This window comes from Enterobacter cloacae complex sp. HYC033_NIDB (assembly GCF_056673335.1).
Genome location: NZ_CP115123.1, coordinates 4,272,084 through 4,288,631, shown reverse-complemented (window position 1 = coordinate 4,288,631; position 16,548 = coordinate 4,272,084). Strand labels below are relative to the sequence as shown.

The 16,548-nt window shown below is 55.5% G+C and carries 16 protein-coding genes and 1 pseudogene; 13 read left to right on the top strand and 4 right to left on the bottom strand.

Features of this window, described 5'->3' with window-relative positions:
- Positions 1-429: 429 nt before the first annotated feature.
- The 4 genes from qseE to glnB all read left to right on the top strand — a co-directional run bounded on the left by qseE (position 430) and on the right by glnB (position 4,365).
- A complete protein-coding gene (gene qseE / locus O1721_RS20480) occupies positions 430-1,863 on the top strand; it encodes a two component system sensor histidine kinase QseE/GlrK (RefSeq protein WP_032650081.1) in 1,434 nt (477 codons plus the stop codon).
- Positions 1,860-2,612 carry a two-component system QseEF-associated lipoprotein QseG gene (qseG, locus tag O1721_RS20475; RefSeq protein WP_015572149.1) on the top strand — a complete coding sequence of 251 codons (753 nt, stop codon included), beginning with the start codon at positions 1,860-1,862 and terminating at the stop codon, positions 2,610-2,612. Before qseE ends, qseG begins: the two co-directional genes overlap by 4 nt.
- A complete protein-coding gene (glrR, locus tag O1721_RS20470; RefSeq protein ID WP_015572150.1) occupies positions 2,609-3,946 on the top strand; it encodes a two-component system response regulator GlrR in 1,338 nt (445 codons plus the stop codon). Before qseG ends, glrR begins: the two co-directional genes overlap by 4 nt.
- An 80-nt stretch (positions 3,947-4,026) precedes the next feature.
- The gene (gene glnB, locus O1721_RS20465) at positions 4,027-4,365 is read left to right on the top strand and encodes a nitrogen regulatory protein P-II (RefSeq protein WP_003860685.1); all 339 of its coding nucleotides are present in this window, start codon (positions 4,027-4,029) and stop codon (positions 4,363-4,365) included.
- A gap of 80 nt (positions 4,366-4,445) precedes the next feature.
- On the opposite strand, the gene hmpA is transcribed toward glnB, so the two are convergent.
- Complete coding sequence (hmpA, locus tag O1721_RS20460) at positions 4,446-5,636, bottom strand: NO-inducible flavohemoprotein (RefSeq protein ID WP_023304225.1); 1,191 nt, start codon at positions 5,634-5,636, stop codon at positions 4,446-4,448.
- A 304-nt stretch (positions 5,637-5,940) separates the two neighbouring features.
- Here hmpA and glyA point away from each other — a divergent pair, with 304 nt between their 5' ends.
- Entirely contained in the window at positions 5,941-7,194 is a 1,254-nt protein-coding gene (gene glyA, locus O1721_RS20455) for a serine hydroxymethyltransferase (protein ID WP_003860678.1), read from the top strand.
- A gap of 53 nt (positions 7,195-7,247) precedes the next feature.
- Here glyA and O1721_RS20450 read toward each other — a convergent pair whose 3' ends face one another.
- The gene (locus O1721_RS20450; protein WP_032649105.1) at positions 7,248-7,670 is read right to left on the bottom strand and encodes a DoxX family protein; all 423 of its coding nucleotides are present in this window, start codon (positions 7,668-7,670) and stop codon (positions 7,248-7,250) included.
- A 172-nt stretch (positions 7,671-7,842) separates the two neighbouring features.
- Between O1721_RS20450 and O1721_RS20445 the strand changes: the two genes are divergently transcribed.
- Complete coding sequence (locus O1721_RS20445; protein ID WP_032649103.1) at positions 7,843-8,982, top strand: 3-phenylpropionate MFS transporter; 1,140 nt, start codon at positions 7,843-7,845, stop codon at positions 8,980-8,982.
- On the opposite strand, the gene csiE is transcribed toward O1721_RS20445, so the two are convergent.
- Entirely contained in the window at positions 8,983-10,260 is a 1,278-nt protein-coding gene (csiE, locus tag O1721_RS20440) for a stationary phase inducible protein CsiE (protein WP_032649100.1), read from the bottom strand.
- 125 nt (positions 10,261-10,385) lie between these two features.
- On the opposite strand from csiE, the pseudogene O1721_RS20435 reads away from it, so the two are divergent.
- Both O1721_RS20435 and O1721_RS20430 read left to right on the top strand, forming a co-directional pair.
- Positions 10,386-11,024 (top strand): annotated as a pseudogene (locus tag O1721_RS20435) (DUF1007 family protein).
- Between the two features lie 32 nt (positions 11,025-11,056).
- Entirely contained in the window at positions 11,057-11,995 is a 939-nt protein-coding gene (locus tag O1721_RS20430) for a nickel/cobalt transporter (protein WP_087654037.1), read from the top strand.
- A gap of 61 nt (positions 11,996-12,056) precedes the next feature.
- On the opposite strand, the gene suhB is transcribed toward O1721_RS20430, so the two are convergent.
- A complete protein-coding gene (suhB, locus tag O1721_RS20425; RefSeq protein ID WP_003860668.1) occupies positions 12,057-12,860 on the bottom strand; it encodes an inositol-1-monophosphatase in 804 nt (267 codons plus the stop codon).
- Between the two features lie 132 nt (positions 12,861-12,992).
- Here suhB and trmJ point away from each other — a divergent pair, with 132 nt between their 5' ends.
- The 5 genes from trmJ (at position 12,993) to iscA (ending at position 16,526) form a co-directional block, all read left to right on the top strand.
- Positions 12,993-13,718: a tRNA (cytosine(32)/uridine(32)-2'-O)-methyltransferase TrmJ gene (trmJ, locus tag O1721_RS20420; protein ID WP_015572157.1), complete on the top strand. Its 726-nt coding sequence runs from the start codon at positions 12,993-12,995 to the stop codon at positions 13,716-13,718.
- A 236-nt stretch (positions 13,719-13,954) separates the two neighbouring features.
- Entirely contained in the window at positions 13,955-14,446 is a 492-nt protein-coding gene (iscR, locus tag O1721_RS20415; RefSeq protein WP_022649018.1) for a Fe-S cluster assembly transcriptional regulator IscR, read from the top strand.
- Positions 14,447-14,563: 117 nt separating this feature from the next.
- Positions 14,564-15,778, top strand: a complete 1,215-nt coding sequence (iscS, locus tag O1721_RS20410; RefSeq protein ID WP_003860663.1) for a cysteine desulfurase — start codon at positions 14,564-14,566, stop codon at positions 15,776-15,778.
- Positions 15,779-15,802: 24 nt separating this feature from the next.
- On the top strand, positions 15,803-16,189 hold the full coding sequence (iscU, locus tag O1721_RS20405) for a Fe-S cluster assembly scaffold IscU (protein WP_003860661.1): 387 nt from the start codon (positions 15,803-15,805) through the stop codon (positions 16,187-16,189).
- A gap of 13 nt (positions 16,190-16,202) precedes the next feature.
- A complete protein-coding gene (iscA, locus tag O1721_RS20400) occupies positions 16,203-16,526 on the top strand; it encodes an iron-sulfur cluster assembly protein IscA (RefSeq protein ID WP_003860659.1) in 324 nt (107 codons plus the stop codon).
- Positions 16,527-16,548 lie beyond the last annotated feature (22 nt).

The window sequence follows — 16,548 nt, the reverse complement described above, 5'->3', positions numbered from 1 at the left end:
AGAGACATTTAACTTATTGATTTATATATGTCAGGACAGGTTCCCGTTAAGGTGTTGCTTAATAGCGACACTTAGCCTGGAAATCATTCACCTGACAATCAATGCATTTTAATAATAAAATGATTATTAATCATAAGGATAGTATCAATTTTTGCAATCTGGCACGCGCGTTGCATAATAGTAACCTGTGGCTCATTCACCTTCTTATGTCAGCCCCTTCGGGACGTGCTACATAAACTTCGAATGACGCACAAAAAGGTGCCTGCCGTCCAACTACTGATTATTGCAATGCTTTATCAGGCCAGGGCGAAACGTCGAGTTAGGCACCGCCTTATTCCATGACAAAGCCGGGTTTTTACCCGGCTTTGTTGTATCTGAAGGGCAGACTCAGTTACGCTCTCCTCAAACCCGGATGATGAGAGTAATGTGTTGAAACGCTGGCCCGCTTTCCCTCGCTCCCTGCGACAGCTCGTTATGATGGCCTTCCTGCTGATCCTGCTACCTTTGCTGGTTCTGGCGTGGCAGGCATGGCAAAGCCTGAATGCGTTAAGTGCCCAGGCGGCCCTGACTAACCGCACCACGCTTATTGATGCCCGCCGTAGCGAGGCAATGACCAACGCCGCGCTGGAGATGGAGCGTAGCTATCGCCAGTATTGCGTGCTGGACGACCGCACGCTGGAGAGGGTTTATCAGAACCAGCGTAAACGCTACAGCGAAATGCTGGATGCCCATGCCGGGGTCTTGCCGGATGACAAACTCTATCAGGCGCTGCGTCAGGATCTGAACGATCTGGCGCAGCTCCAGTGCAAAAACAGCGGTCCTGATGCCGCCGCCGCCGCCCGACTTGAAGCCTTCGCGAACGCCAATACGGAGATGGTGCAGTCCACCCGTACGGTTATCTTTTCCCGTGGCCAGCAACTCCAGCAGGAGATTGCCGAGCGCGGCCAGTTCTTCGGCTGGCAGGCGCTGGTGCTGTTCCTCGTCAGCCTTGGGCTGGTACTGCTCTTTACCCGCATGATTATCGGCCCCGTAAAGGGGATCCAGCGGATGATTAACCGCCTGGGGGAGGGCAAATCTCTCGGGGATACGGTTGTTTTTAAAGGCCCGCGCGAGCTGCGCTCGGTCGGTCAGCGTATCATCTGGCTTTCTGAACGCCTGGCGTGGCTGGAATCGCAGCGTCATCAGTTCCTGCGCCATATCTCACACGAACTCAAAACACCGCTGGCCAGTATGCGTGAAGGCACGGAGCTGCTGGCAGACGAAGTAGCGGGGCCGTTAACCCCTGAGCAAAAAGAGATCGTGGCGATTCTGGATGCCAGTAGCCGCAATTTACAAAAACTTATTGAACAACTGCTGGACTATAACCGCAAGCTGGCGGATGGTGCTGTGGTGCTTGAAAGCGTTGAGATTGAACCGTTGGTGGACATGGTGATCTCCGCCCATAGCCTGCCAGCAAGAGCTAAAATGATGCATACCCAGGTGGATCTCAATGTGCCTTCCTGCCTGGCAGAGCCGATGCTGTTGATGAGCGTACTGGATAATCTTTATTCCAATGCGGTGCACTATGGTACTGAATCCGGTACCATTTATATCAGAAGCAATAACAACGGTTCGCGGGTATTTATTGACGTAGCGAATACGGGAAGCCCGATTCCGGATGATGAAAAAACGATGATCTTTGAGCCCTTCTTCCAGGGGAGTCATCAGCGAAAAGGTGCGGTAAAAGGAAGTGGTCTGGGGCTGAGTATTGCCCGCGACTGCATACGACGCATGCAGGGTGAGCTTAACATCGTGAGTGATGAACGCGCCGATGTCTGTTTTCGTATCGAACTGCCTCTTGAGCCGGAAAAATCAATGAAATGAATAACAACCTGGTGAGTATGTCACACGTCTTTTACCGCGCACTGCGCGCGGTGTTTTCCAGCAAAAATGTGCGCCTGAGCCTGCCCTGCTTACTGCTGGCCGGCTGTGTAACCCATGCGCCGAAAAGTGCAATTAGCCACAAACAGGAAGATAAATGGCCGCAAAAACAGCTGGCCGATTTCCTTTCAACACGTTGCGATGATATATGGAACCTGTCGGGGCGTGATGTTGAATCCAATCCGCTGTTCTGGCTGCGCGGAATAGACTGCGCCCAGCGGCTGGCGCCCGCCGAGGCCCGTGCCCAGGCGGCGATGCTGGTGGACGATACCTGGCAGGACGCGTTTAAACGTGGGATCGTGATGGCGGATGCCAGAATCACGCCTGTCGAACGCCGCGCCAACGTGACGCGGCTGGATACTTACGTGATCAATATTCCCCCGCAGGTGCGCCCGGTCTATCAGCTCTGGCGGGATGGACAAACCCTGCAATTACAGCTGTCTGAAGAGCGTTTCCGCTACAGTAAATTGCAGCAGTCGAGCGACAGCGAGCTTGATGCGCTTCGCCAGCAGCAGGAGTCGCTGCGCGAGCAGCTGGAAACCACCACCCGCAAGCTCGAAAATCTGACCGATATCGAAAGACAGCTCTCGACGCGTAAGCCGGCAGGCAGCTATCTGCCCGATGGGTCGAAAGGCAACTCTGCCACGACGCCAGACAGTGAGACGCCGAAACAAGAGGATGTGAAGCCATGACAAGCCGTAAACCTGCCCATCTGTTACTGGTGGATGACGATCCCGGGCTGTTAAAGCTGCTGGGAATGCGTCTGGTCAGCGAAGGCTACAGCGTGGTCACCGCTGAAAGCGGGCAGGAGGGGCTGAAAGTGCTCAGCCGCGAGAAAATCGATCTGGTGATCAGTGATTTGCGCATGGATGAAATGGATGGCCTGCAACTGTTCACGGAGATCCAGAAGCAGCAGCCCGGGATGCCGGTGATTATCCTCACCGCTCACGGATCTATTCCTGATGCGGTGGCCGCGACGCAGCAGGGGGTATTCAGCTTCCTCACCAAACCAGTGGATAAAGACGCCCTCTATAAAGCAATCGACAGCGCCCTTGAGCATGCGGCGCCATCCGGCGACGACGCCTGGCGTGAATCCATCGTGACGCGTAGCCCTGTGATGCTGCGCCTGCTGGAACAGGCGCGGATGGTGGCGCAATCCGACGTTAGCGTGCTGATCAACGGCCAGAGCGGGACCGGGAAAGAGATCCTGGCCCAGGCTATCCACAACGCCAGCCCGCGCAGTAAAAATGCCTTTATTGCCATCAACTGTGGCGCGCTGCCGGAACAGCTGCTTGAGTCTGAGCTCTTCGGCCATGCCCGCGGCGCCTTTACCGGCGCGGTGAGCAGCCGTGAAGGGCTGTTCCAGGCGGCTGAGGGGGGCACGCTGTTTCTTGATGAAATTGGCGATATGCCCGCGCCGTTGCAGGTCAAACTGCTGCGCGTGTTGCAGGAGCGAAAAGTGCGTCCGCTTGGCAGCAACCGCGATATCGATATCAACGTGCGTATTATTTCCGCTACCCATCGCGATTTACCCAAGGTGATGGCGCGCAACGAGTTCCGTGAAGATCTTTACTATCGACTGAATGTCGTCAACCTGAAAATCCCGGCGCTGGCCGAGCGTGCGGAAGATATCCCGCTGCTGGCAAATCACCTTTTGCGCCAGGCCGCTGACCGCCACAAACCCTTCGTGCGCGCGTTCTCCACCGATGCGATGAAACGTCTGATGACCGCAAGCTGGCCGGGCAACGTACGTCAGCTGGTGAACGTGATTGAGCAGTGCGTGGCGCTGACGTCATCGCCGGTGATCAGCGATGCGCTGGTGGAGCAGGCCCTCGAGGGGGAAAACACGGCCTTGCCGACCTTTGCGGAAGCGCGAAACCAGTTCGAGCTGAACTATCTGCGCAAGCTGCTGCAAATCACCAAAGGCAACGTAACCCATGCGGCGCGCATGGCCGGGCGTAACCGTACCGAGTTTTATAAATTGCTCTCACGCCACGAGCTGGAAGCGAACGATTTTAAAGAGTAATACCGCAAAATTCGCCTGAATATGATACTGTGAGCAACCGATTACGAGGCTGCTTACTGGCAAGAGTTTAAGGACCCACCATGAAAAAGATTGATGCGATTATTAAACCTTTCAAACTGGATGATGTACGTGAAGCGCTGGCAGAAGTAGGCATCACCGGGATGACCGTAACTGAAGTAAAAGGTTTTGGTCGTCAGAAGGGCCACACCGAGCTATACCGTGGCGCAGAGTACATGGTGGACTTTCTGCCGAAAGTGAAAATCGAGATCGTGGTGAGCGATGATATCGTCGATACCTGTGTGGACACCATCATCCGCACGGCGCAGACCGGCAAAATTGGCGACGGGAAAATCTTCGTCTTTGACGTGGCGCGTGTGATCCGTATCCGTACCGGCGAAGAAGACGACGCGGCGATTTAACATTCTTGCCGGGTGGCGCTGCGCGTACCCGGCCTACAAAACCCTTCGTAGGCCCGTGCAAGCGCAGCGCCGCCGGGCGATTACAGCACTTTATGCGGGCCGAAACATTCGTAATGAATGTTGTCTTTATTCACGCCCAGGTCTACCAGCTGCTTCGCGGCATACTGCATAAACGCTACTGGCCCACAAACGTAGAACTGCATCCCCGGTGCGCTGAACGCCCCTTCATGCTGCCCTAAATTCATCAGGCCTTCGCTGTCGAAACGAGCCGCTGCGCGGTCTGCCTCCGTCGGCAGGCGATACCAGGTATGCGCGGTGAAACGCGGCAGGGTCGCTCCGAGCGCTTTGACTTCATCCGCAAAGGCGTGCACATCACCGTTCTCCGCCGCGTGGAACCAGTTAACCTGCGCGCTGTGGTTTGCTTTCGCCAGCGTATCCAGCATTGCCAGCATTGGCGTCTGACCTACGCCTGCGGAGATCAACGTCACCGGGGTATTCGTTTCAACGGCCATAAAGAAATCGCCCGCCGGTGCCGCCAGATGGACCACGTCGCCCACGCTGGCTTCGTTATGCAGCCAGTTGGATACCTGACCGCCTTCCTCACGTTTAACCGCAATGCGATAGCCTTTGCCGTCTGGCTTGCGGGTCAGGGAGTACTGGCGAATCTCCTGGTGCGGGAAGCCTTCAGGCTTCAGCCAGACGCCCAGATACTGGCCCGGCTGGTAATCGGCAACCGGCTGACCGTCCACTGGCTCAAACTCAAAGCTGGTGATCAGTGCGCTGCGCGGGGTTTTCTCAACGATGCGGAAGGCGCGCGTGCCTTCCCAGCCGCCATTCTTGCTGGCGTTTTCGCTGTAGATCTGCGCTTCACGGTTGATGAATACGTTTGCCAGTACGCCATAGGCCTTACCCCAGGCATCCAGTACTTCCTGGCCCGGGCTGAACATTTCGTCCAGGGTTGCCAGCAGATGACTGCCGACGATGTTGTACTGCTCAGGTTTGATCTGGAAGCTGGTGTGCTTCTGGGCGATTTTTTCCACCGCAGGCAGCAGAGCCGCCAGGTTTTCGATGTTGCTGGCATAGGCGGCAATAGCGTTAAACAGCGCTTCGCGCTGATCGCCGTTACGCTGGTTGCTCATGTTGAAAATCTCTTTGAGCTCCGGGTTATGCGCGAACATGCGATCGTAGAAATGGGCGGTCAGTTTAGGACCCGTTTCAACCAGCAGGGGGATTGTGGCTTTCACGGTAGCGATGGTTTGGGCGTCGAGCATAGCAGCTTCCTTCTGATGTTACTTTAATGATGTATTTTATATGCATCTTATAAAAATACCCCTGCAATGTAAATGGTTCTTTGCATCGTGAAAAATATGCATCACAAAGCTGAAAAGAAATCCGTTGAAAATGGCGAGAGCTTTATTGCTCAAACCCTTGCGTGGCGTGGAGGTAAACGTTTGCGTAAAATCGTTTGTCAAGACCTGTTATCGCAGAACTATTCAGTTATACTGTTGCCCGTCGTCCAACAGGACTGCCTTTTCAGGCCAAAAATTTACTTGTTAGCTGAGTCAGGAGATGCGGATGTTAAAGCGTGAAATGAACATTGCCGATTATGATGCCGAACTGTGGCAGGCTATGGAGCAGGAAAAAGTACGTCAGGAAGAGCACATCGAACTGATCGCCTCCGAAAACTACACCAGCCCGCGCGTAATGCAGGCGCAGGGTTCTCAGCTGACCAACAAATATGCTGAAGGTTATCCGGGCAAGCGCTACTACGGCGGTTGCGAATACGTTGATATCGTCGAGCAGCTGGCGATTGACCGTGCGAAAGAACTCTTTGGCGCTGACTACGCGAACGTCCAGCCGCACTCTGGCTCTCAGGCTAACTTCGCTGTTTACACCGCGCTGTTGCAGCCGGGCGATACCGTTCTGGGTATGAACCTGGCGCAGGGCGGCCACCTGACTCACGGCTCCCCGGTTAACTTCTCCGGCAAACTTTACAACATCATCCCTTACGGTATTGATGAGTCCGGCAAAATTGACTACGAAGACATGGCGAAGCAGGCCAAAGAGCACAAGCCGAAGATGATCATCGGTGGCTTCTCTGCTTACTCCGGCATCGTTGACTGGGCAAAAATGCGTGAAATCGCTGACAGCATCGGCGCGTACCTGTTCGTCGACATGGCGCACGTTGCCGGTCTGATTGCGGCAGGCGTTTACCCGAACCCGGTTCCACATGCGCACGTTGTAACCACCACTACCCACAAAACCCTGGCGGGTCCACGCGGTGGCCTGATCCTGGCGAAAGGCGGTGACGAAGAGCTGTACAAAAAGCTGAACTCCGCCGTGTTCCCAAGCGCCCAGGGCGGCCCGCTGATGCACGTTATCGCCGCGAAAGCCGTCGCGCTGAAAGAAGCGATGGAGCCAGAGTTCAAGGTTTATCAGCAGCAGGTTGCTAAAAACGCCAAAGCGATGGTGGAAGTGTTCCTGAACCGTGGCTACAAAGTGGTCTCTGGCGGGACTGAAAACCACCTGTTCCTGCTGGACCTGGTTGATAAGAACCTGACCGGTAAAGAAGCTGACGCAGCCCTCGGCCGCGCCAACATTACCGTCAACAAAAACAGCGTGCCAAACGATCCGAAGAGCCCGTTCGTGACTTCCGGTATCCGTATCGGTTCTCCGGCCGTAACTCGCCGTGGCTTTAAAGAAGCGGAAGTGAAAGAGCTGGCGGGCTGGATGTGTGACGTTCTGGACAACATCAATGACGACGCGGTTATCGAGCGCGTTAAAGGTAAAGTTCTGGACATCTGCGCACGCTTCCCAGTGTACGCATAATTCTCTGCGTCGCAGAACTGAAAAAGGCCGCTCATGCGGCCTTTTTTTATGGGCTAACGTCGGTCGAGGGAGATGGCCCCCGGCCCGGTAATCGCCAGCAAAATAAAGCCGCCAGCGATACTCACATTTTTGTAGAAGTTAATCATATTTGGCAGAACCGCATCGCCCGTCATATCCCAGTAGTGGTGACCAATCACCGCTGTTCCCAGCGTATAGAAGACAAAGATCACCGCGAGGGGGCGGGTGAAAAAGCCCAGCACGATCAGAATCGCGGCGGGGACTTCCATCACCACCGCAACAATGGCGGCCAGCATGGGCATGGGGGCGCCGAGCGACGTCATATACTGAACGGTGCCGCTAAACCCCGTCAGCTTGGGATAACCGAAAATAATAAACAGGACCACAATAGCAATGCGGGCAATTAAAAGCAGGAAAGAACGAGAGGAGCCGAAATCGAAATAACGTAAGCTGTTCATGGCAAACGACCTCTTCAGGCGATGTTCTTTAAACGTAATACAATTTTGCCGCTCTCGCCATACGCCGACCAGCTGTCCATGATGTTAATTTATCGTTAATTTATAGCGCGCTAACGACTTGCTAAAGTCAGGGATTAACGCCAGACTATCGCCTCCATTTCGGGAGGGATTCATGGTCTTGCATTCCACGCGCTGGCTGGCGCTCAGCTATTTCACCTATTTCTTTAGTTACGGTATTTTTTTGCCTTTCTGGAGCGTCTGGCTCAAGGGAATTGGTCTGACGCCTGAGACCATTGGCATCCTGCTGGGCGCGGGGCTGGTGGCACGTTTCCTGGGTAGCCTGCTGATTGCGCCCCGCGTCAGCGATCCCTCCTTACTGATTAAAGCGGTGCGAATTCTGGCCCTGCTGACGCTGGTCTTTGCGGCCTGCTTCTGGGTCAGCCATCAGTTTGCCTGGCTGATGGTGGTAATGGTTGGCTTTAATCTGTTCTTCTCCCCGCTGGTGCCGCTGACGGATGCCCTGGCGAACACCTGGCAAAAGCAGATCACCATGGACTATGGCCGCGTGCGCCTGTGGGGATCGATTGCCTTCGTGATCGGCTCTGCGCTGGTCGGGAAGCTGGTCAGCCTCTATGACTATCGTGCCATTCTGGCGCTGTTAACGCTCGGCATCGCCTCGATGCTGCTCGGTATGTTGCTGCGTCCGTCGGTAATGCCGCAGGGCGAAAGCCGCCATCAGGAGAGCGCCGGCTGGCCCGCCTGGCGCTCGCTGGTGGCGCAAAGCTGGCGTTTCCTGGCCTGCGTCTGTCTGCTCCAGGGGGCACATGCGGCCTATTACGGCTTCAGCGCCATCTACTGGCAGGGGGCGGGCTACTCGGCTTCTGCGGTAGGCTACCTGTGGTCGCTCGGCGTGGTGGCGGAGGTCATTATCTTCGCGCTGAGCCAAAAACTTTTCCGTCGTTTCGGGGCGCGTGACCTGCTGCTGCTTTCCGCCGTTTGCGGCGTGGTGCGCTGGGGCATCATGGGCTGGACGACTGAGCTGCCGTGGCTGATTGTGGCGCAAATTCTGCACTGCGGAACCTTCACCGTGTGCCATCTGGCGGCGATGCGCTACATCGCGGCGCGAGAGGGTGGGGACGTTATTCGTCTTCAGGCGGTCTATTCAGCGGTGGCGATGGGCGGCAGTATTGCGGTGATGACCGTATTTGCCGGTTTCCTCTATCAGCACCTGGGGCACAGTGTGTTCTGGGTGATGGCGCTGGTCGCTTTACCTGCCATCGTCATCCGCCCAAAGGTGGCTGCTCGCTCGTAACTATGATTCGAGCATAACGCGAATATGTTCCTGCTGCTGCGTGTTCAGGGCCTCAACGGCATGAATGAGCGGCGGCGAGAACAGCGGCAGGGCGGTTGGATAAGGCGTAATGACCAGCGCCGCCTCGCGGGGGGCGCCCTCCTTCTTAAACGCCTCCAGGCTAAGATAACGAATATTGAGCGGCAGCAGCGTCAGCTCGCGAAGCTGCTGCTCAATTAACGCTTCGCAGGCTTTATCTTCCCCCGTTAACAGGACCACCTGTTTTTCATGCAGGTCGGTCTCCTGCATCAGCCAGGCACCAAAAATCACCGCCACCAGAGCCATCTCTTCACCGGAGAATCGCAGACCAAATTCGGCTTCCAGCTCAAACAGCGCCTCTTTAGTGGTGCGCAGCAGCCGGGGGTATAAACGGTGGATCTCTTCCGGCAGGCTGTTGTCGATGCCGATGTCAAATAAGGAGCGGTCCAGCGCCTGAGCCAGATGAATATAAAGCTGATCGGTCAGCCCTTGCTCATCGCTGAAGTTCATCCCGGTTTGCGCCCGGAAACGGGCAATCATACGCACGATGGCGCGACGCAGGCGCTGATCCTGCTGGTGTTTATCCATCACCGGGTCGGGTGTGCGAAGCATCATAAACAGCAGTGCCAGGAACAGCTGTTCATCGCTGTGCGTTCCCTGCGGGACGCGCCGTTTCCAGTGGCGGACAATTTCCTGCGCCGTAAAGTATTCCCCTCGGGACTGCGTCCAGCTGCGCTGAACGGGCGAAAACTCTGGCGTATTGCCCAGATGATGCTGAATCAGACAATATTGCAGATAAAGCTGTAAAAACTGTACGTCGCGGGACTCAAACTGGCGCTGAAGCTTGCGCGCACAAAAGTTGATAAGCGCCCGAAGGTTCGCATCGTCATAAAGCGGGCGGGCAATGCCGTGCTGTTTAAGCGCGGTTTTTAAGGCAGGGGTAAACTGTTGGGCGACAAAATGTGGACACAGCCGAAGCGCCCTGCGCAGCCAGTGCAGCAGGCACAAACGTTGATTAAGGGCGGACCCCTCAATTCGGTAGCAGCCATCATGGTGCGTGACGATATCAAGGCGATGATAGCGCTGGATTTCATCGCGCGTCTCGGCTATATCTTGCCGTGCCATGACGTCGTCCACGCCGTTGGCAGCGATTATGCTCTGTGCGGTGACGGCAGCATCGGGCAGGTAAAGCATCAAAAGCACCTGGCAGCGGCGCTGCGAACTGGAAAGCACAGATGGAATTTCAAGCGTCGTCATCATCTGTCGGGTATCCAGTGTGAATGTTTGATAAGAATAGCTAAAGGATGGGCGCTGAAAAGCGCACCGGCAGGCCTTTCACTCAGGATTGCTGGCGAACATCACAGAATTTTTGACGTGAGGAACAGATGCAAATAGTTAAACAAAGCGCGGTAGCGTTATTTTTGGCGGTTTTCACTTTCGCCGCCGGCGCACATCCTCACAGTTTTATCAGCCTGAAAACCGAACTGGTGACGGACGGCACGCAGCTCAGTGGCCTGAAGATGCGCTGGACGATGGATGAAATCACCTCCGCCGACCTGCTGTACGATGCCGGAAACGCAAAGCCTGGCGATGAGATCTGGAAAAAGCTGGCGGCGGAAGTGATGGCCAACGTGCTGGGTCAGCACTACTTCACCGAGTTCTGGCACAACGGACAAAAGGTGAAATTTCTTAACCGTCCCACGGAGTACGACATGACCCGCGACGGACATCAGGCGGTGCTGACCTTTATCCTTCCGCTGGCGCACCCTCAACCGCTGGCCGGGCAGAAGTAAATGTTTTCCACGTTTGACCCAACCTACTATGTCGACATGCGCTATGACAATGACAGCGACGTACGGTTGCCGGACGCGCTGCAAAAAAGCTGCAAAATTGCCGTGCACACCCCGAAACCCAGCGAAGAGACGCTGAACTTTGCCGTTTCTCTTGATAAAGACGATGCGCCCCCTGAAGACATGGAATTGGGTAAACAGTTTGCGCAGGAGGTGACGTTACAATGTCAGTGATCTCCTCTCCCGTCAGTTAGCCGCGTCGCTGGCTGCACCTCTGGCCTCTGGCGCTTTTTTTGTTGTTAGCGGTTGGCGGCGCGCTCTGGCTGTGGCAGGCATGGCCGCAGGTGATGGTGAAAAGCATCCTCTGGCAGCGGGAAGTTAATCAGCAGATGAGCGGTCTGCTGAAAGCCGTGGCGGAAAATCCGACCAAAGCGGGCGGCGCTCTTCTGGCGTTCAGCTTTATCTATGGCGTGCTGCATGCCCTGGGACCGGGGCACGGCAAAATCGTTATCACGACCTGGCTTGCCACGCATCCATCGAAGCTGAAATCGAGTATCGGCCTGACGCTGGCATCCTCTTTACTTCAGGGCGGTGTGGCGATTGCGCTGGTCGTGGTCGTCCTTTCGCTGCTACAGCTGCCGGCCCGCCAGCTGCATATGAGCAGCTTCTGGCTGGAAAAGGGGAGTTACGCGCTGGTAGGCGTGCTGGGGCTGATCCTCTGCTGGCGGGCGCTGAAAAAATTGCGCGCGTTGCTGCGAAAACCAAAATTCAAAGCCTTTACGCCGCATCACGTTCACCATGAAAACTGCGGGTGCGGGCATCAGCACCTGCCGACGCAGGAGCAATTACAGAACGGTGACGACTGGCGTGCGCGCCTGATGATTGTTCTCTCAATGGGGATGCGTCCGTGCTCGGGTGCGATCATGGTTCTGCTGTTCAGTAAGGTTATTGGCGTGTTTGGCTGGGGCATGCTGTCCGCGCTGGCGATGGCGGCAGGAACGTCTCTCACCATTTCGTCTTTAGCGTTGCTGGTACACAGCTTCCGTCAGCTGGCGGTCAAACTCAGCGGCAATAAAACGCCGGTATTGTGGCGACAGGTTGGCTGGACAACGCTTGCGCTGGCGGGCGGGGTGATTCTGCTGGTGGCTGCGGTTACGATGTGGATGAGCGCGGTGCCGGTGGGAAGGGGGTTGCGGCCTTTCTAGCCGTATCTGAGGCGTGTTGTAAGCCCGGTAAACGTAGCGCCACCGGGCTTAACAGACTGAATTAACGCTTCAGCGCATCGCTCAGTTCATCACGCATGTTTGCCAGCATGGCTTTAACAACGCGCGGGTTTCCTGCAACGATGTTGCCGGTAGACATATAGTTATGGCCGCCGGTGAAGTCGCAAACAATCGCGCCAGCTTCACGAGCGATCAGCTCGCCCGCCGCAAAGTCCCACGGCTTCAGTGACAGCTCAAAGTAACCGTCAACGCGGCCGGTCGCCACGTAGGCCAGATCCAGTGCAGCAGAGCCGGTGCGACGGAAGTCCGCGCATTCGGTGAACAGCTTGCCCAGGATATTCATATAAGTGGTTGCGTGCTGCTTCGCCTTGAACGGGAAGCCGGTCGCCAGAATCGTGCCGTCCAGATCGCGTGCATTGCTGCAACGCAGACGGTAGCCGTTCAGCTGCGCGCCCTGACCGCGGGTCGCGGTGAACAGTTCGTTACGCATTGGATCGTAAACAACGGCGACTTCAGTACGGCCTTTGATGCGTACTGCGATAGACACAGAGAAGTGTGGCAGGCGTTTGACGAAGTTGGTGGTGCCATCCAGTGGATCGATAACCCATTGAACATCCTGATCGGTACCTTCATGTTCACCGCTTTCTTCGGTGATGATGGTGTGCTGCGGGTAAGATTTGCGGATCGTTTCGATAATAATCGCTTCTGCGGCTTTATCGACGTTCGTCACGAAATCATTGCTGCCTTTCTGGCTGGTTTCTACGGAGTCTGGGGTTTCGTAGTGTTTGGCAATTACATTACCCGCCTTGCGCGCTGCGCGCACGGCGATGGTCAGCATCGGATGCATCGGTCTCTCTCACTGGATGTTAAAGAACAGGAAAATCGGCGCAGAGTATAGCAGCGGGATCGGATTATGTCTCTCGTTTATGATAATATGCCCGAATATTCTTCAGACACTGAATCCAGACATCTAAAAATTATGCTGCAAAACATTCGAATCGTGCTGGTCGAAACATCGCACACCGGCAACATGGGCTCTGTGGCCCGCGCTATGAAAACCATGGGCTTAACGAACCTGTGGCTGGTGAATCCGCTGGTGAAACCAGACTCTCAGGCTATTGCTCTGGCGGCCGGCGCCAGCGACGTGATCGGGAATGCGCAGATCGTGGACACCCTGGATGAAGCCCTGGCCGGTTGCAGCCTGGTGGTGGGCACCAGCGCGCGCTCCCGTACGCTGCCCTGGCCGATGCTGGACCCGCGCGAATGCGGCCTGAAAAGCATCTCAGAAGCGGAACAGGCGCCGGTTGCACTGGTGTTTGGCCGTGAACGCGTTGGCCTGACCAACGAGGAATTACAGAAGTGCCACTATCACGTGGCGATTGCCGCCAACCCGGAATACAGCTCGCTGAATCTGGCGATGGCGGTGCAGGTGATTGCCTACGAAGTGCGCATGGCATGGCTGGCGACGCAGGAGAAACCGGTGGAACCTAAAGAAGAGACGGCCTACCCGCTGGTGGACGACCTCGAGCGCTTCTACGGTCATCTGGAGCAGACGCTGCTCTCAACCGGCTTTATCCGTGAAGGCCACCCGGGCCAGGTGATGAACAAGCTGCGCCGTATGTTCACCCGCGCGCGTCCGGAAAGCCAGGAGCTGAACATCCTGCGCGGGATTCTGGCGTCGATTGAGCAGAAGAATAAAGAGTAGTGCAGTGTGTTCGCCGGGTGGCGCTGCGCTTACCCGGCCTACAAAGCCCGTAGGCCCGTGCAAGCGCAGCGCCGCCGGGCAAAAAATACGGCACAGAAGGTTAAATACCTGACTAAAACAGTCAAGTAAATAGTTGACCAATTTAGTCAGGAATGTCAGACTTGGCCCTGCTATGCAATACCCCCATTTTACAATAAAAAACCCCGGGCAGGGGCGAGTTTGAGGTTAAGTAAGACATGAGACTGACATCTAAAGGGCGTTATGCCGTGACCGCGATGCTGGACGTTGCGCTCAACTCCGAAGCGGGCCCGGTTCCGTTGGCTGATATTTCTGAACGACAAGGGATCTCCCTCTCTTACCTGGAACAGCTGTTCTCCAGACTGCGTAAAAATGGACTGGTGTCCAGCGTTCGTGGCCCGGGCGGCGGTTATCTGCTGGGTAAAGACGCGGGCAGTATTGCGGTTGGCGAAGTGATTAGCGCGGTTGACGAATCCGTTGACGCGACCCGTTGCCAGGGTAAAGGCGGCTGTCAGGGCGGCGATAAATGCCTGACCCACGCGCTTTGGCGCGATCTGAGCGACCGTCTGACCGGCTTCCTGAATAACATCACCCTGGGTGAACTGGTTAATAACCAGGAAGTTCTGGATGTCTCTGGTCGTCAGCATAGTCAGGATTCACAGCGCAGCACCCGTTCGCAGGACGCCATCGACGTTAAACTGCGCGCGTAATTAAAAAGATAAGTATTCAGAATCAGGCCGGGGTGGTCACACCCCGCGTACTCGGTCGTACATCCAGCCGGTTGCCTGATTCCTTGCATTGAAGCGATGTACGGAGTTTATAGAGCAATGAAATTACCGATTTATCTCGATTACTCCGCAACCACGCCGGTGGACCCGCGTGTTGCCGAGAAAATGATGCAGTGTCTGACCCTGGACGGAAACTTTGGTAACCCAGCTTCCCGTTCACACCGTTTTGGCTGGCATGCTGAAGAGGCGGTTGATATCGCCCGTAATCAGATTGCTGACCTGGTCGGTGCCGACCCGCGTGAAATTGTTTTCACCTCCGGTGCGACCGAATCCGACAACCTGGCGATCAAAGGTGCAGCCAACTTTTATCAGAAAAAAGGCAAGCACATCATTACCAGCAAAACCGAACACAAAGCCGTGCTGGACACCTGCCGTCAGCTGGAGCGTGAAGGGTTCGAAGTAACTTACCTGGCGCCGCAGAGCAACGGGATCATCGACCTGAAAGAGCTCGAAGCGGCGATGCGCGATGACACCATTCTGGTTTCCATCATGCACGTTAACAACGAAATCGGCGTTGTGCAGGACATCGCAACCATCGGCGAAATGTGCCGTGCGCGCGGCATCATCTACCACGTGGATGCGACCCAGAGCGTGGGCAAACTGCCTATCGACCTGAGCCAGCTGAAAGTGGACCTGATGTCCTTCTCCGGTCACAAAATTTATGGTCCGAAAGGTATTGGCGCGCTGTACGTTCGTCGTAAGCCACGTATCCGCATCGAAGCACAGATGCACGGCGGCGGTCACGAGCGCGGCATGCGTTCCGGTACGCTGCCTGTTCACCAGATCGTGGGCATGGGCGAAGCGTATCGCATCGCGAAAGAAGAGATGGAAACCGAGATGGCACGCCTGCGTACGCTGCGTAACCGTCTGTGGGACGGCGTGAAAGATATGGAAGAAGTGTATCTGAACGGCGATCTCGAGCAGGGCGCACCAAACATCCTCAACGTCAGCTTCAACTATGTTGAAGGCGAGTCGCTGATCATGGCGCTGAAAGACCTGGCCGTTTCTTCCGGTTCTGCCTGTACGTCTGCAAGCCTGGAGCCATCCTACGTGCTGCGTGCGCTGGGCATGACTGACGAGCTGGCACACAGCTCTATCCGTTTCTCTTTAGGTCGTTTTACTACCGAAGAAGAGATTGACTACACCATCAAGCTGGTTCGTAACTCCATCGGCCGTCTGCGCGACCTTTCTCCACTGTGGGAAATGTTCAAGCAGGGCGTGGATCTGAACAGCATTGAATGGTCACATCACTAATCGGTACATAAGGAGAATTCAATCATGGCATACAGCGAAAAAGTTATCGATCATTACGAGAACCCGCGCAACGTTGGCTCTTTTGACAACAGCGATGAATCTGTCGGTAGCGGCATGGTTGGCGCGCCAGCGTGTGGCGACGTGATGAAGTTGCAGATTAAAGTCAACAATGAAGGTATCATTGAAGACGCGCGCTTCAAGACCTACGGCTGCGGTTCAGCTATCGCCTCCAGTTCCCTAGTCACCGAATGGGTGAAGGGCAAGTCTCTGGACGAAGCACAGGCAATCAAGAACACGGATATTGCTGAAGAACTCGAACTGCCGCCGGTGAAAATTCACTGCTCAATTCTGGCAGAAGACGCGATCAAAGCCGCCATTGCGGATTACAAAAGTAAACGTGAAGCAAAATAATTGAGGTTTGAGTATGTCGATTACCCTTAGCGACAGCGCTGCCGCGCGAGTAAGCTCTTTTCTGGCGAACCGTGGTAAAGGCTTTGGCCTGCGACTGGGCGTACGTACCTCCGGCTGTTCTGGTATGGCTTACGTACTGGAGTTTGTTGACGAACCGGCGTCTGATGACACCGTATTTGAAGACAAAGGCGTGAAGGTGGTGGTCGATGGCAAAAGCCTGCAATTTCTCAACGGCACTCAGCTGGACTTCGTTAAAGAAGGCCTGAACGAAGGGTTCAAATTCACGAACCCGAACGTCAAAGACGAGTGTGGTTGCGGCGAAAGCTTCCACGTTTAACCGCGCGTCATCCGAAACCCCA

Excerpts from the sequence above, each read along its gene's own strand:
- qseG (WP_015572149.1), top strand. The coding sequence starts at position 1,860 with ATGAATAACAACCTGGTGAGTATGTCACACGTCTTTTACCGCGCACTG.
- glrR (WP_015572150.1), top strand. The coding sequence starts at position 2,609 with ATGACAAGCCGTAAACCTGCCCATCTGTTACTGGTGGATGACGATCCC.
- glnB (WP_003860685.1), top strand. The coding sequence starts at position 4,027 with ATGAAAAAGATTGATGCGATTATTAAACCTTTCAAACTGGATGATGTA.
- hmpA (WP_023304225.1), bottom strand. The coding sequence starts at position 5,636 with ATGCTCGACGCCCAAACCATCGCTACCGTGAAAGCCACAATCCCCCTG.
- glyA (WP_003860678.1), top strand. The coding sequence starts at position 5,941 with ATGTTAAAGCGTGAAATGAACATTGCCGATTATGATGCCGAACTGTGG.
- O1721_RS20450 (WP_032649105.1), bottom strand. The coding sequence starts at position 7,670 with ATGAACAGCTTACGTTATTTCGATTTCGGCTCCTCTCGTTCTTTCCTG.
- O1721_RS20445 (WP_032649103.1), top strand. The coding sequence starts at position 7,843 with ATGGTCTTGCATTCCACGCGCTGGCTGGCGCTCAGCTATTTCACCTAT.
- csiE (WP_032649100.1), bottom strand. The coding sequence starts at position 10,260 with ATGATGACGACGCTTGAAATTCCATCTGTGCTTTCCAGTTCGCAGCGC.
- suhB (WP_003860668.1), bottom strand. The coding sequence starts at position 12,860 with ATGCATCCGATGCTGACCATCGCCGTGCGCGCAGCGCGCAAGGCGGGT.
- trmJ (WP_015572157.1), top strand. The coding sequence starts at position 12,993 with ATGCTGCAAAACATTCGAATCGTGCTGGTCGAAACATCGCACACCGGC.
- iscR (WP_022649018.1), top strand. The coding sequence starts at position 13,955 with ATGAGACTGACATCTAAAGGGCGTTATGCCGTGACCGCGATGCTGGAC.
- iscS (WP_003860663.1), top strand. The coding sequence starts at position 14,564 with ATGAAATTACCGATTTATCTCGATTACTCCGCAACCACGCCGGTGGAC.
- iscU (WP_003860661.1), top strand. The coding sequence starts at position 15,803 with ATGGCATACAGCGAAAAAGTTATCGATCATTACGAGAACCCGCGCAAC.
- iscA (WP_003860659.1), top strand. The coding sequence starts at position 16,203 with ATGTCGATTACCCTTAGCGACAGCGCTGCCGCGCGAGTAAGCTCTTTT.